Origin of the sequence: Candidatus Manganitrophus noduliformans (assembly GCF_012184425.1) — a bacterium.
Classification (GTDB): Bacteria; Nitrospirota; Nitrospiria; order SBBL01; family Manganitrophaceae; genus Manganitrophus; species Manganitrophus noduliformans.
The window spans coordinates 443500-455956 of sequence record NZ_VTOW01000003.1 but is presented as its reverse complement, the minus strand read 5'-3'; the positions used below and the strand labels follow the sequence as shown (position 1 = coordinate 455956).

Here is a 12457-nt window from a genome sequence, read left to right as displayed (position 1 = left end):
AAAGATGAAAATCAACCCTAGCGAGGTGGGTTTGATTTTCTTGCTTTAATTAGCTCCAGTAAAAACGCTGCATCCATTTTATCTCGATCCCGCACGGTGTCCTTCTTGAGACGATACAACGTCTCGGGTGTCGCAATCTTGATCTTTGTTCCTTGGTAATCAAGAACCTCATAATCTAAGTTTTCAAATGCGGCAACCTCACCTATCCGAGCGATGACATCGATATAAAAATCATTCGGCGTTCCATAGCGAATCACCGGATATTTCTGCAACTCACCGAGCGTAATCTCCTCGATGGAACCATCATCGAAAACTTCATGGAGCGCCCTCCTCAACCTTTCAACGTTTTCAGGAACCATCTTGACCATAATGTCCACATCACGGGTTAACCGTTCCATCCCATGAAGGACAACCGCAACGCCCCCGATCAGAACATAATCCACACCATGTTTATCAAGGGCCGCAAGAACCGCAATAAAATCCCTGAATTGATCCGACATAGAACTTTATGCGCTCTCTGACTAAGGCATCCAAAGATAAAGAAACTTCGCCGATCCCCCCTGCAAAAGCCGCTTAGGATCGACCCCCCAGGCGGAGAGGGGATTCACCTCCGTCCGGATCGCCTCGGAGTAGATGTTGTTGATATGCTGGCCGGACCGGCTATAAAGGATCACACTCGCCTCCTTGAGACCCGCTTCCGACTTCGCAAGCTCGATCGCTTGGTCCAGGTAGCCGATCTGATCGACCAGGCCGGCCTCCTTCGCCTGGGCGGCGGTGTAGATCCGGCCGTCGGCGAGCGCCTTGATCCGGTCCGCCGGAAGACCCTCCCGGCCTCGGATGATCACCTCCAGGAAGCGGGCGTACATATCGTTGATCACGCTCTGGAAAATATCACGGTCCTCCGGCGAGAGAGGTTGGGTTGGAATCCCCAAATCTTTATTCTCTCCCGACTTGATCGCTTCGGCCCCCACCCCCACCTTTTCCATCAGCCCTTGAAGATTGACGTGAAGCATGATCACGCCGATGCTGCCGGTCACCGAGGTCGGCTGGGCGATCACCCGATCGGCCGCCATCGCGATATAGTACCCGCCGGACGCGCCGACGTCGAGAATCGATGCGATCACTTTTCGGCCGGTCCGCTCCTTGAATCGGACGATCTCGTGATAGATGATGTCGGACGCGGTCACCGTCCCGCCGGGACTGTTGATCCGCAAGACCACCGCCTTCACCCCCTTGTCGGACTCCGCCCGCTTCAACTCCTCCTTGACCCGGGCGACCATATCGGGGCGCTCGATCAGGCCATCCGGCTTCTCCTCGGAGATGATGCCCGAGATATCGAGCAGAAGGATCTTGTCGTCGCCGCTCCCCTCGACGACCTTTTCCTCCAACGGTCCGGGCTGGGGGAGGAGGGAAATGTTATAGATACATCCCGAGAGCAAAAACGAGAGTCCCCCTCCAAGAATGATCGTGAACAGATGTGTATCGAAGATTCGACGTCGCATGATTATCTCCCCCTTCCTTGGGCAGAGGCTGCTTGGTTGGCAAAAAAGTCGATAAACCGTTTGAAGAGAAAGTGGGCGTCGTGCGGGCCCGGCGAGGCCTCCGGATGGTACTGAACGGAAAAGACCGGGAGGGTCCGATGGTGCATCCCCTCGACCGTGTTGTCGTTCAGGTTCACATGGGTCAGCGCCACCTCTTTTTCGATCGACGCGAGATCGACGGCGAAGCCGTGATTCTCGGCAACGATCTGCACCCGCCGCGTCGCCAGGTCCATGATCGGCTGGTTCCCGCCGTGATGGCCGAATTTGAGCTTCTTGCATTTTCCCCCGAGCGCCAGCCCCAGGATCTGATGGCCGAGACAAATTCCGAAGAGCGGCTTTTTGCCGATCAGCTTCTCGGTGTTCCGGATCGCATAGGTCACCGCCTCCGGGTCGCCCGGCCCGTTCGAGAGAAGAACGCCGTCGGGATTCACCGACAGCACCTTTTCGGCCGGGGTCTCGGCGGGGACCACCGTCACCCGGCATCCCATCTGGACCAGCCGCCGGAGCATGTTCTGTTTGATCCCGAAGTCGTACGCCACCACATGATAAACCGGCGCCGGAACCGCCTCCCGCCAAGGCCCCTCTTTCCAGGGATATGCTTCGGCGCAGGTGACCTGCCGGACAAGGTCCTGCCCGACGAGCGGCGGATGAGAGTTCAACTTTTTTATGAGGGAGGCCGTTTCAAACGCTTCCGTCGAAAGGATTCCCTGCATCGCGCCGCGGTCGCGGATCTTTCGGGTCAGGGCGCGGGTGTCGATCCCCTCGATGGCGACGATCCGGTTGCGCTTCAAGAGCTGATCGAGCGGCTCGGTCGCCCGCCAGTTGCTCGGAAAAGAGGAGTACTCCTTGACGATGAACCCTTCCAGCCAGGGACGCTCCGATTCGACATCTTCCGGATTGACGCCGTAATTGCCGATCAAGGGATAGGTCATCGTGACGATCTGCCCTTTATAAGAGGGATCGGTCAGGATCTCCTGATAGCCGGTCATGCTGGTATTGAAAACCACCTCGCCGACCGCTTCGCCTTCCGCGCCGAACGATTTTCCGAGGAACGCCGTTCCGTCTTCGAGGAGCAGAATCGCCCGCTTCATCGCCCTGCCTCCGCGTCCGCAGACTTCCAAACGCCGGACAGGACGATGCCGGCGATCCGCCCCTTCATCTTCCAGCCGATGAACGGGGAGTTCTTGCTCTTCGATTTGAAGTGGCCCGCATCGACGACCCACTCCGCCGCGGGATCGATCAGCGTCACGTCGGCCCGATCGCCGATCCCAAGCTGTCCGATTTTTTTGCCGATGATCCGGGCCGGGTTCTCCGTCATCTTTTGGATCAGCGCCGGCAACGTGAGCAGCCCCTCCTCCACCAACATCAAGGAGAGGGAGAAGGCGGTCTCCAGGCCGATGATCCCGAACGGCGCATGGTCGATCTCGCACTCCTTCTCCTGCGCGGCGTGCGGGGCGTGATCGGTGGCGATCGCATCGATCGTCCCATCGGCCAGTCCGGCGCGGATCTCTTCCAGATCGCGCCGCGTCGCCAAGGGCGGTTTCATCTTGGCATTGGCGTCGAAGCCCCGCACCCGGTCGTCGGTCAGGGTGAAATAATGCGGGCAGGTCTCCGCCGTCACCGCGATCCCCCGCCGCTTCGCCTCGCGAATCAGGTGGACCGAGCCGCCGCAGCTGATGTGGGCGAGATGCACTTTCGCGCCGGTCAGCTCGGCCAGGGCGATGTCGCGCGCCACCATCACCGTCTCCGAAGCGGCCGGAATCCCCTTCAATCCAAGCGCGGTCGAGACCTCCCCCTCGAACATCACCCCGCCCGCCGAGAGGTTGAGGTCTTCGCAATGGTCGATCACCGGCACGTCGAAGATCTTCGCATACTCCATCGCCCGGCGCATCAGCTCGCTGTTCATCACCGGCCGGCCGTCGTCGGAGAGGGCGACGCATCCGGCGGCGACCAGCTCCCCGATCTCCGCCAGCTCCTCCCCCTTCGATCCCTTCGTGATCGCCCCGACCGGGAGGACATGAACTTTTCCTTCGGCCTTCGCCCGCTCGAGGATGAATTCGGTGACCGATTGGTTGTCGTTGATCGGGTTGGTGTTCGGCATCGCGCAGATCGTCGTGAATCCTCCCGCGGCCGCCGCGGCGGTCGCCGTCGCCACCGTTTCTTTGTATTCGAACCCCGGCTCGCGCAGGTGGCTGTGCAGGTCGATCAGTCCGGGGACGACGAGTTTTCCAGCCGCATCGATTTTCTGACAAGACCCTTTGACCGAAAGACGCGGGCCGATCTCGCGAATAACCCCTTCCTCGATCAGAAGATCGCCGACGGCATCCCTTCCCGCCGCGGGATCGATGATCCGTCCCCCTTGAATTAGAATTCGCTCGGTCATGATTTTTCTCCGGAAAGAAGATACAACAACGCCATCCGGACCGCGACCCCGTTTGTCACCTGCTCCAGAATCACCGACGAGAGACCGTCGGCCACCTCGGGGGTCACCTCGACCCCCCGGTTGATCGGGCCGGGGTGCATCACCAGAACACCGTTGTTGGCCAAGGCGACCCGCTTGCTATTAAGACCATAGAGCTGGGCATACTCTCGAAGGGTCGGGAGATATCCCTTTCCCTGACGCTCCAGCTGGAGGCGAAGGAGGATGATCACATCGGCCCCCGCAATCGCCTCCTCCAGACGATAGTGAACTTTGACTCCCCACTGCTCGATGCCGAGGGGAATCATGGTTGGAGGACCGGCGAGATGGACCTCGGCGCCCAGCTTTTTCAAACCGTGAATGTCGGAGCGCGCGACGCGGCTATGGAGCACATCGCCGACGATCACCACTTTCAGCCCCTGAATCCCCCCCTTCTTCTCTTTGATTGTATAGAGGTCGAGAAGCCCTTGGCTCGGATGTTCGTGCGATCCGTCTCCCGCGTTGATCACCGCGCTCCGCAGCGCCCGGGCCAAAATGTATGGGGCGCCGGAGGAGGCGTGGCGGAGGATGATGATGTCCGACTGCATCGCCTCGATGTTTCGCGCCGTGTCGAGGAGGGTCTCTCCCTTCACCACGCTGCTCGATGAGGTGGAGATGTTGATGACGTCGGCCGAGAGCCGCTTGGCCGCCAATTCGAAAGAGGTCCGGGTCCGGGTGCTCGGCTCGAAGAAAAGGTTAACCACCGTCTTCCCCCGGAGGGTCGGCACCTTTTTGATCTCGCGGGTCGAGACCTCTTTAAACGATTCCGCCGTCTGGAGAATCAGCTCAATCTCTTCTTTCTCCATCTCGGCAATGGCGAGAATGTCTTTTCGTTTCAGTCCCATTTGGTTATCCCGGGCAGACACACAGGTCTGCCCCTACAAGTTGATTATTTCCCCGACCCCTGACCCCCGGCCCCCGGCCCCTTTCTCAAAACGATCCGATCTTCTTCGCCCGCTTCCTCAAGAAGCACTTCAACTTTTTCGTCGGTGGCGGTCGGGAGGTTTTTCCCGACATAATCGGCCCGGATCGGCAGCTCGCGATGGCCTCGGTCGATCAAAACCGCCAACTGAATCTGCTTCGGCCGGCCGAGATCCATCAGGCCGTCCATCGCCGCGCGAATGGTCCTCCCGGTGAAGAGAACATCGTCAACCAGGATGATCTTCCGGTCGTTCAGGTCAAAGGGGATGTGGGTTTTCTTGAGGACGGGAGACTCTTTCCGGTGGGCCAGATCGTCTCGATAGAGGGTGATGTCGAGCTCACCGATCGGAACGGTCTCCCCTTCGATCTCTTGAATCTTTTTACCCAACCGTTGCGACAGATAGACCCCGCCGGTCCGGATGCCGATGAGCGCAAGCTCCTTCGACCCCTTGTTCCGCTCCAGGATTTCATGCGCAATCCGGGTGAGGGCCCGATAGATCTCGACCGAATTGAGAATCACCCGTTCCATCGCTCTCCCATCCTTCTCCCGCCGGCGTCAGGGTATAAAAAAACCTTCTCCCGCCTATGAAGATCGGGAGAAGGTTTTTTGAAATCGTTAAAAATCACCGTCCATTCCTTTCCAGCCTCGCGGGGCCGGTTTAAAGGGTAACTGGGGCTATTTTATTTTGATGGGAGGAAAATGTCAAGAGTTATATGACTTTCAATTAAAAACGGACTACCGCGCCGTCGCGGCCATCTGCTGGCACCAGTTGGCGTCGGGGGTGGCGCCGGCCTCGCGAATGCTGCCGGAACTCATGAGATTCTGCGGATCGGTGCTGTGATGACCCCCTTCGGCGTCCCCCGTATAACCGGCCGCGTGGCCCGATTCATGCGCGAGGGTGTCTTCGGCGGCGAGGGCGCGGTTCCACAAAATCCCTTTTTCTGGGGTGTTGGCGCGCGGGAAGATGCGGACCCCCTGCCAGGTCTGGCTCAGGGTCGATTCCGTCACAAGGACCTTCACCCCGCCGGCGCGCCCGGCGATATTGTCGAAGTTCCTGTCGCGCAGCGCGCGGTCGGCGGCGACATCGCTGTCATAGTCGCCGTCGGCGGGGGCCGGCTTGTTGGAGCGGCGCCAGTCGTAGTGTTGCTTCACGTCGATGTTGCAGGCCCGGTTATGGACGGCGCAGCAGCCGGCGATGGCGGCCTTCTCCACCCGAATCGACGCCCTCAGCTTTCTCATCGTCTCTTCATTCGCCTGCGCGCTGGAGTCGAAGCCGATATTCACCCAGATGGTCTTGCGCGGAACCGCCGGGGCCGCCTGACGCAGGATCGGTCCCGCTTCCGTCGCCGCGCCCTGCTGGATGGTATGGGTCGGCTCGTGCGCCGGCAACGTCCCCCCTTCGGCGGCATCCGGCATGCGCATCACCCGCTCGGCGACATCATCCGCTTCCCGCTCAGACGCGTCTCCCGGCCGGCTGATCGTCCGCTTCATTTGCAAGGTTCGTTGCACCGCTTGATTCCCGATGATCCGCTGCAATCGGAAAAAGGGATGTTCCAAATGATCGGTCCCCATTGTCGCCCTGTTGGACCGAGCGAGGCCGGAGGATTTTTGCGTTTGAGTTTGATTCTGCTTTCCTGCCATAGGGGACATTTTATTCCTCCCGCTTTATTGCGGCAACGCCGCCGGACGCTCCACGAACGGCAGATCGATCGCGAGAGATTCGGTTGGAAAATAATGAATGAATTGAGCCGAACAGAAAAGTTTTGTTGAAGTTCTTATGGAGAGGATATACCAGGCGAAGAGATGAAATCAATACCGCAGGAGAAAGCGGCTATGCGGCTTCATCGGCTTTCCAGCCGCCGACCTTTCCGGTCTTTCTCATTTTGGCAATGTCCGGCCGCGGGCCGAAGGGGTGTTCGCCAAATTGGTTTCGAAGAAGGGCGACGGCGCGGGCGGCGTCCGATCCCCCGCCGCGGGAGGCAAACAGGGCGAGGACCGATTGGGTGATCGCCGGCATCGGGACCTCTTTTTCGATCGCCTCTTCCAACGCCCAATTGACCTCGCCGGTATCCTCGACGTAGCTTGGGACATCGGAGAAATCGGGATGCTCGCGCAACCCCCGCTCCATCAGCTCGACGAGCCACCCGCGGATCACCGAGCCGTGCGACCAGGCATGAAAGAGATCGGCGAGATCGATCCGATAGTCGGAGCGCCGCATCAGCTCCACCCCCTCCCCGATCGACTGAAGCATGCCGAACTCGATCGCATTATGGACCATTTTGCAGAAGTGCCCCGCGCCGGGAGGGCCGGCGTAGAAGAAGCCCTCTTCAACGGCAAGCTTCATTAAAACCGGCGCCGCCCGCGCGACCGCGTCCTCCGTTCCCCCCACCATGAAGCAGGCGCCGCTCCGCGCCCCCTCCAGGCCGCCGCTGGTCCCGCAATCGACGAAGCCGACCTTGTTTTTTTGGAGGCGGCGAAATCGCGCGATCGAATCCCGAAAATGCGAATTTCCCCCATCGACAATCACATCCCACGGTTCAAGGAAAGGAACGAGCCGGTCAAGCGCTTCGTCGACCGCCGGCCCCGCCGGCACCGAGAGAAAGATGACCCGGGGCGAATGGAGCGATTTGACAAGATCGATCAGGCCCGCCGCCACCTGGACGCCGTGACGTCCCAGCGCATCGAGGTTCGTCACCTCTTTGGAGAAGCCGACGGCCCGAATTCCGACTTCGGCCGCATGAATCGCCAGGTTGCTCCCAATCCTTCCCAGACCGATGATCCCAAATTCCATGGCGCGCCTCCTTGAAATAAAAATGGGTGGATCACCCCCCGGCAAGAACGACCCGCGCCGGGGCGCCGTCGGCGCCGGCGATCTTGAGGGGAAGACACCGGAGATCGTAATCGCCCGGCGGGGGAAGCGACAGATCAAGCCCCTCAATCACAACGACACCAGCATGGAGGAAGGTCTGATGCGTCCGCGGCTGCGGCGCGCCGAACGCCTCGACGGAGAGATAATCGATGCCGACCAGACGGACGCCGCGCGCAACCAGCCACTCCGCCGCCTCCGGCGCGATGTAGACGAAATCCTCATGAAAACGGGACGCCTTGATCCACTCCCGATTCCGTGTTTGAAAAAGAACGCGGGTCGCGCCGTTTAATCCGGCCCGTTCGAGCTCGCCCGGACGGACCGCCTCCGGATCGTCGATCCGGACCAGACGCGCCGGTCCGCAAAGGATCTCCAACGGCAGCGCCTCAACCCCGGGCGCCCCTTCGATAAAATGAATCGGGGCATCGACGTGGGTGCCGGTGTGCAGGCCGAGCGAAAGGGCGGAGACGTTCGCCGGATCCCCTTTTTTCATCCGCTTGACCGGCGTGAGGGCGGGGCCGGGCTCCCCCGGATAGGTCGGCATGGAATGGGTGAGTGTCATTGTCACATCATAGAGTCGCATCGCTTCTCCCTCAAGTTTGCGGTGATGGTCCTTAAATGATCTTTTCACACGGCGCTGAAAGAAGTCAACGGAGGTCGGGGGAGAGGGCCTTCTGACGCGACCTGATCCGGCCGTTAAGATTGCGTCGATCGATCCGATCCGATAAAGAAAGTAAAGGGGGGACGATCCCCCAGGCCGGAAACGGTGATCGGACGCAAAAGGTGGAGCTCGGCCGTCAGGGCGGCCGTCGCCACGGTCCGAGAAAGGGGGGCAAGACGGGGCATCTCTTGAATTTGAGAGAGGGTGTAAAAACCGCATTGGGCGATCTCCTCGGTCGGTTGGGTGAAGCGTTCCCCGCCGATCGCCTCCAGCAAGAAGACCGCATACGACGTGTTCACATCAGAATCGGCCCGGTTGCGGAATCCGACCATCCCGATGGCGCGGCACTGAAGACCGGTCTCCTCCATCACCTCCCGGACCGCCGCTTGGTCGACTGTTTCATCAAAGTCGACGAACCCTCCCGGAAGGGTCCAGCCCCCCTTGTTCGGCTCCTGATTACGCTGGATCAGGAGAACCCGGCGCTCTCCGGTCTGGGGATCGGCGTCGATCACCAGACCGCCGACGCCGAGGGTGAAGCGGCCGTAGTCGATGAAACCGCACCCTTCTCCATCCGGGAGACAGACCTGGCGGAGGTGTCGCTCGACTTTGTGCTGAACTAACGGCCGACCGCATTCCGGACAAAACTTCATCTGCATTCTCCTTTCGAGCCCATATCGGTTTTGACTTTAGTCGAAATCCCGTCGATGAGTCAATCTCGCCTGTCATCACAGAGCGGAGCGAAGGATCTCGTCGTTCAGGTTCGCCCGCTCGCTTTTCCTCTTCGCTTCTATTAAAATGAAAATACTGTTTGAAGGAGTTTTAGGATGAAAGCAATGATCGTAGAAAAACGAGCGCCGCTTGAGGAGAGGCCGTTGCAGTCGGTCGAGCGCCCGATTCCGGCGCCGGGCGCGGGAGAGGTGTTGATCCGCGTGGAGGTCTGCGCAATCTGCCGAACCGATCTGCATGTGGTGGAGGGGGAATTGCCGGTTCACAAAAACCCGGTCGTTCCGGGCCATCAGGTCGTCGGAGAGATCAGCCGGCTCGGCCCCCATACGAGCCGGTTTCAAGTAGGCGACCGGGTCGGCGTCGCCTGGCTATGGGCCGCCTGCGGCGCCTGCTTCTACTGCCTTCGCGGCGACGAAAACCTCTGCGAGCTCCCCCAATTTACCGGCTATGACGTCGACGGCGGCTATGCCGAATACATCGTCGCGCAAGAGGCGTTCATCTATCCTTTGCCGGCCGATCTCCCCTCGCATCAGGCGGCGCCGCTCCTCTGCGCCGGAATCATCGGCTACCGGGCGCTTCATCGAAGCGACATCCGGAAGGGGGGGCGCCTGGGCCTTTACGGATTCGGCGCTTCGGCCCACGTGGCGATCCAGATTGCGCGGTATTGGGGATGCGGGGTCTATGTTGCGACCCGCGGGGAACGGCATCGCCAACTCGCAAAAGAATTGGGAGCCGCCTGGGTGGGCGAAGCGGCCGATATTCCGCCGGTCAAGCTCGACGCGGCGATCATCTTCGCCCCGGCGGGCGAGCTGGTCCCCGGGGCGCTGCGCGCGGTCGAGAGAGGAGGAACCGTCGCCGTGGCGGGGATTTACATGACCGACATCCCTACCCTCCATTACGGGACGGAACTCTTTTACGAGAAAAATCTTCGAAGCGTCACGGCCAACACGCGGCGGGACGGAGAGGAGCTCCTCCGATTGGCTTCGGAAATCCCGATTCGGACGCATACCGAATTGTTTGATTTGGAACAAGCGAACGAAGCCCTCTCGCGCTTAAAACACGACGGGATTCAGGGGGCGGGGGTGCTGAAAATAAAAAAAGACAATTAGGAATCTGTCGATTAGGAATGAGGAATCGACATCAACAAACTTGTTTTCAATTCCTCATTCTCAGATTCCTAATTGAAATCACTGTACGTTGAGGTCCCGCGCGCAGCGGATGCCGACGCTGCTCTCTCCCCGGTCGGCATGGGCCCCTCCGAAACGTTTGGAAGCGCGCAGATCGTGCGGCGAGCTGTTGAATGATCCGCCGCGGTAGACGAGGACTTTATTGATGTCGGGCTCCGCCGGTCCCTGCGGATTTTTGAAAGGGGATGTTTTGTAGTAGAACTGATCATACCAATCGGAAACCCACTCCGAAACATTGCCGGCCATGTCGTAGAGGCCGTAAGGGCTCCGCCCCTGCTCGAAGCTGCCGATCGGCGCGCTGTATTTGAACCCGTCTTCTTCGCCGCGGCCGTTGGCCAACTTCGTATTGAAGGTATCCCCCCAAGGAAAAGTTTGGCCGTTTTCTCCCCGCGCCGCTTTTTCCCACTCCGCTTCGGTCGGCAGACGTTTGCCCGCCCACTTGCAATAGGCGAAGGCATCGATCCAGGTCACCCCGACCACCGGCTGGGTCTCTCCTTTCAAAAGATTGACGTCGTCCTCAAAGACCGGAATCGTCGGGATGGGACGCTTGAGCATCTTGGCGAATCGCGCATAGTCCGCGTTGGTCACCTCGTGTTTGTCCATATAATAGGCATCGAGGTAGATGACCCGCTGCGGCTGCTCGTCGAAATCCCCCTCGGGTCCTCCCCCCATCGTGAAGGAGCCGGCGGGGATCAAGACCATCTCCCGTCCGTCGCCGCCGACGATCGTTTCAAACTGGCTGTAATCGACCGTTTTCACGTCGGGGAGCGCCTCCGCTTCCGTCTGAATCAGCCGGGTCCGCTCTCGAAGCGCCTCCGACTTTTTCGATTCGACGACCAGCGCGACCATTGTCAAGATCGTCAGCAACGCCATGGTAATGCAAATTCCAATGATGACGCCTCGGCTCATTCATGCTCCTCGGATTTGATCATTGATGGTGGAACCACCGGTTTAAAATCGATTCAATATAACGAATTCACCCTCCCTTTGCAAGGACATTTCCCCCCTCATTCTATCCGTTGCAATTTCAAAAAGTCATCGATATAATCTCACCCATGAATCTCATTGATCGGAGGAATTTTCTCCGCTACGCCAGTCTCGGCATCTTCGCCGCCCTCTTCACTCGAAAGGTCGAAGCGTCCACCTTTCTGATGAAGCGATTTTTGGCCCTTCCCCCGAAAGAGACTCCCTTCATCACCCCCAACGAACACTTCTATATCGTCAACTTCGGAAAACAGCCGCAGGTCGATGCGGCCGACTGGACCCTCCGGATCACCGGGAAGGTGCAGCGCCCGCTGGAATTGACCTACCAGGAGATCCTCGCCCGCCCCGCCGTCGAGAAGATGGTCACCCTGGAATGCATCGATAACGAGGTCGCCGGGGAGTTGATCAGCAATGCCGTCTGGAAAGGGGTGACCTTGAAGAGCCTGATCGAAGAAGCCAAACCGCTTCAGGGGGTGGAGGACGTGGCGATGTACGGCGCCGACGCGTATTCCGATGGGATCACGCTCGATCGCGCGTTGAACTACGATGTCTTCCTCGCCTACCAGATGAACGGGGTGACCTTGCCGAAGGAGCACGGCTATCCGTTGCGCGCCGTCGTGCCGGGGCTCTATGGGATCAAGAACGTCAAGTGGTTGACGAAGATCGATCTGGTCGATCATGACTACAAAGGATACTGGCAGCAAAAGGGGTGGACCGATACGGCGACGATCAAAGTAAAATCAAGAATCGACGCCCCCGGCCCGTACAACACGATCAATCCGGGATATATCTTTCGGGGAATCGCCTTCACCGGAGGATACGGCATTCGCTCCGTGGAGATTTCACTCGACGGCGGAAAGAGCTGGGTCCCGGCGACGATCGAGCCCCCCCCTTCCCCTTACTCCTGGGTCTTTTGGAAATATGAATGGAAGGACGCCAAGCCGGGAACCTATCAAATCCTCTCCAGAGCCACCGATAAACTCAGCCGGACGCAGACCGCCTTCATCTCCCGCGCCTTTCCGGACGGAACCTCCGGCCTTCAATCGATCGTCACCTTCGTGGAATAAGCGAATCGGACAACTTGACGGGCCCATCACACGGGACGATCGGAC

The 12457-nt window shown here is 59.5% G+C and carries 13 protein-coding genes; 2 read left to right on the top strand and 11 right to left on the bottom strand.

Annotation, left to right across the window (positions count from 1 at the left end):
- Positions 1 to 17: 17 nt before the first annotated feature.
- The 10 genes from MNODULE_RS16750 to MNODULE_RS16705 form a co-directional block, all read right to left on the bottom strand.
- Positions 18 to 500 carry a nucleotidyl transferase AbiEii/AbiGii toxin family protein gene (locus MNODULE_RS16750; protein WP_168061942.1) on the bottom strand — a complete coding sequence of 161 codons (483 nt, stop codon included), beginning with the start codon at positions 498 to 500 and terminating at the stop codon, positions 18 to 20.
- 21 nt (positions 501 to 521) lie between these two features.
- The gene (gene sppA, locus MNODULE_RS16745) at positions 522 to 1502 is read right to left on the bottom strand and encodes a signal peptide peptidase SppA (RefSeq protein ID WP_168061940.1); all 981 of its coding nucleotides are present in this window, start codon (positions 1500 to 1502) and stop codon (positions 522 to 524) included.
- 2 nt (positions 1503 to 1504) lie between these two features.
- Positions 1505 to 2632, bottom strand: a complete 1128-nt coding sequence (gene carA, locus MNODULE_RS16740) for a glutamine-hydrolyzing carbamoyl-phosphate synthase small subunit (RefSeq protein WP_168061938.1) — start codon at positions 2630 to 2632, stop codon at positions 1505 to 1507.
- On the bottom strand, positions 2629 to 3924 hold the full coding sequence (locus MNODULE_RS16735; RefSeq protein ID WP_168061936.1) for a dihydroorotase: 1296 nt from the start codon (positions 3922 to 3924) through the stop codon (positions 2629 to 2631). The genes carA and MNODULE_RS16735 overlap by 4 nt, the downstream gene beginning before the upstream one ends.
- Positions 3921 to 4844, bottom strand: coding sequence for an aspartate carbamoyltransferase catalytic subunit (locus tag MNODULE_RS16730; protein ID WP_168061934.1), 924 nt, complete (start codon positions 4842 to 4844; stop codon positions 3921 to 3923). The genes MNODULE_RS16735 and MNODULE_RS16730 overlap by 4 nt, the downstream gene beginning before the upstream one ends.
- 44 nt (positions 4845 to 4888) lie before the next feature.
- Complete coding sequence (pyrR, locus tag MNODULE_RS16725) at positions 4889 to 5449, bottom strand: bifunctional pyr operon transcriptional regulator/uracil phosphoribosyltransferase PyrR (RefSeq protein WP_168061932.1); 561 nt, start codon at positions 5447 to 5449, stop codon at positions 4889 to 4891.
- 207 nt (positions 5450 to 5656) lie between these two features.
- Positions 5657 to 6571, bottom strand: coding sequence for a hypothetical protein (locus MNODULE_RS16720; RefSeq protein ID WP_168061930.1), 915 nt, complete (start codon positions 6569 to 6571; stop codon positions 5657 to 5659).
- A gap of 181 nt (positions 6572 to 6752) precedes the next feature.
- Entirely contained in the window at positions 6753 to 7712 is a 960-nt protein-coding gene (gene gnd / locus MNODULE_RS16715) for a phosphogluconate dehydrogenase (NAD(+)-dependent, decarboxylating) (protein ID WP_168061928.1), read from the bottom strand.
- 31 nt (positions 7713 to 7743) lie between these two features.
- Positions 7744 to 8370 (bottom strand): cyclase family protein, encoded by a 627-nt coding sequence (locus tag MNODULE_RS16710; protein ID WP_168061926.1) that lies wholly within the window; start codon positions 8368 to 8370, stop codon positions 7744 to 7746.
- Between the two features lie 113 nt (positions 8371 to 8483).
- Positions 8484 to 9098: an NUDIX domain-containing protein gene (locus MNODULE_RS16705; RefSeq protein WP_168061924.1), complete on the bottom strand. Its 615-nt coding sequence runs from the start codon at positions 9096 to 9098 to the stop codon at positions 8484 to 8486.
- A 174-nt stretch (positions 9099 to 9272) separates the two neighbouring features.
- Between MNODULE_RS16705 and MNODULE_RS16700 the strand changes: the two genes are divergently transcribed.
- A complete protein-coding gene (locus tag MNODULE_RS16700) occupies positions 9273 to 10283 on the top strand; it encodes a zinc-dependent alcohol dehydrogenase family protein (RefSeq protein ID WP_168061922.1) in 1011 nt (336 codons plus the stop codon).
- 78 nt (positions 10284 to 10361) lie between these two features.
- Here the strand turns inward: MNODULE_RS16700 and MNODULE_RS16695 are convergent, their stop codons facing one another.
- Positions 10362 to 11270: a formylglycine-generating enzyme family protein gene (locus tag MNODULE_RS16695; protein ID WP_168061920.1), complete on the bottom strand. Its 909-nt coding sequence runs from the start codon at positions 11268 to 11270 to the stop codon at positions 10362 to 10364.
- A 146-nt stretch (positions 11271 to 11416) separates the two neighbouring features.
- Here MNODULE_RS16695 and MNODULE_RS16690 point away from each other — a divergent pair, with 146 nt between their 5' ends.
- Entirely contained in the window at positions 11417 to 12412 is a 996-nt protein-coding gene (locus MNODULE_RS16690) for a sulfite oxidase (RefSeq protein WP_168061918.1), read from the top strand.
- Positions 12413 to 12457 lie beyond the last annotated feature (45 nt).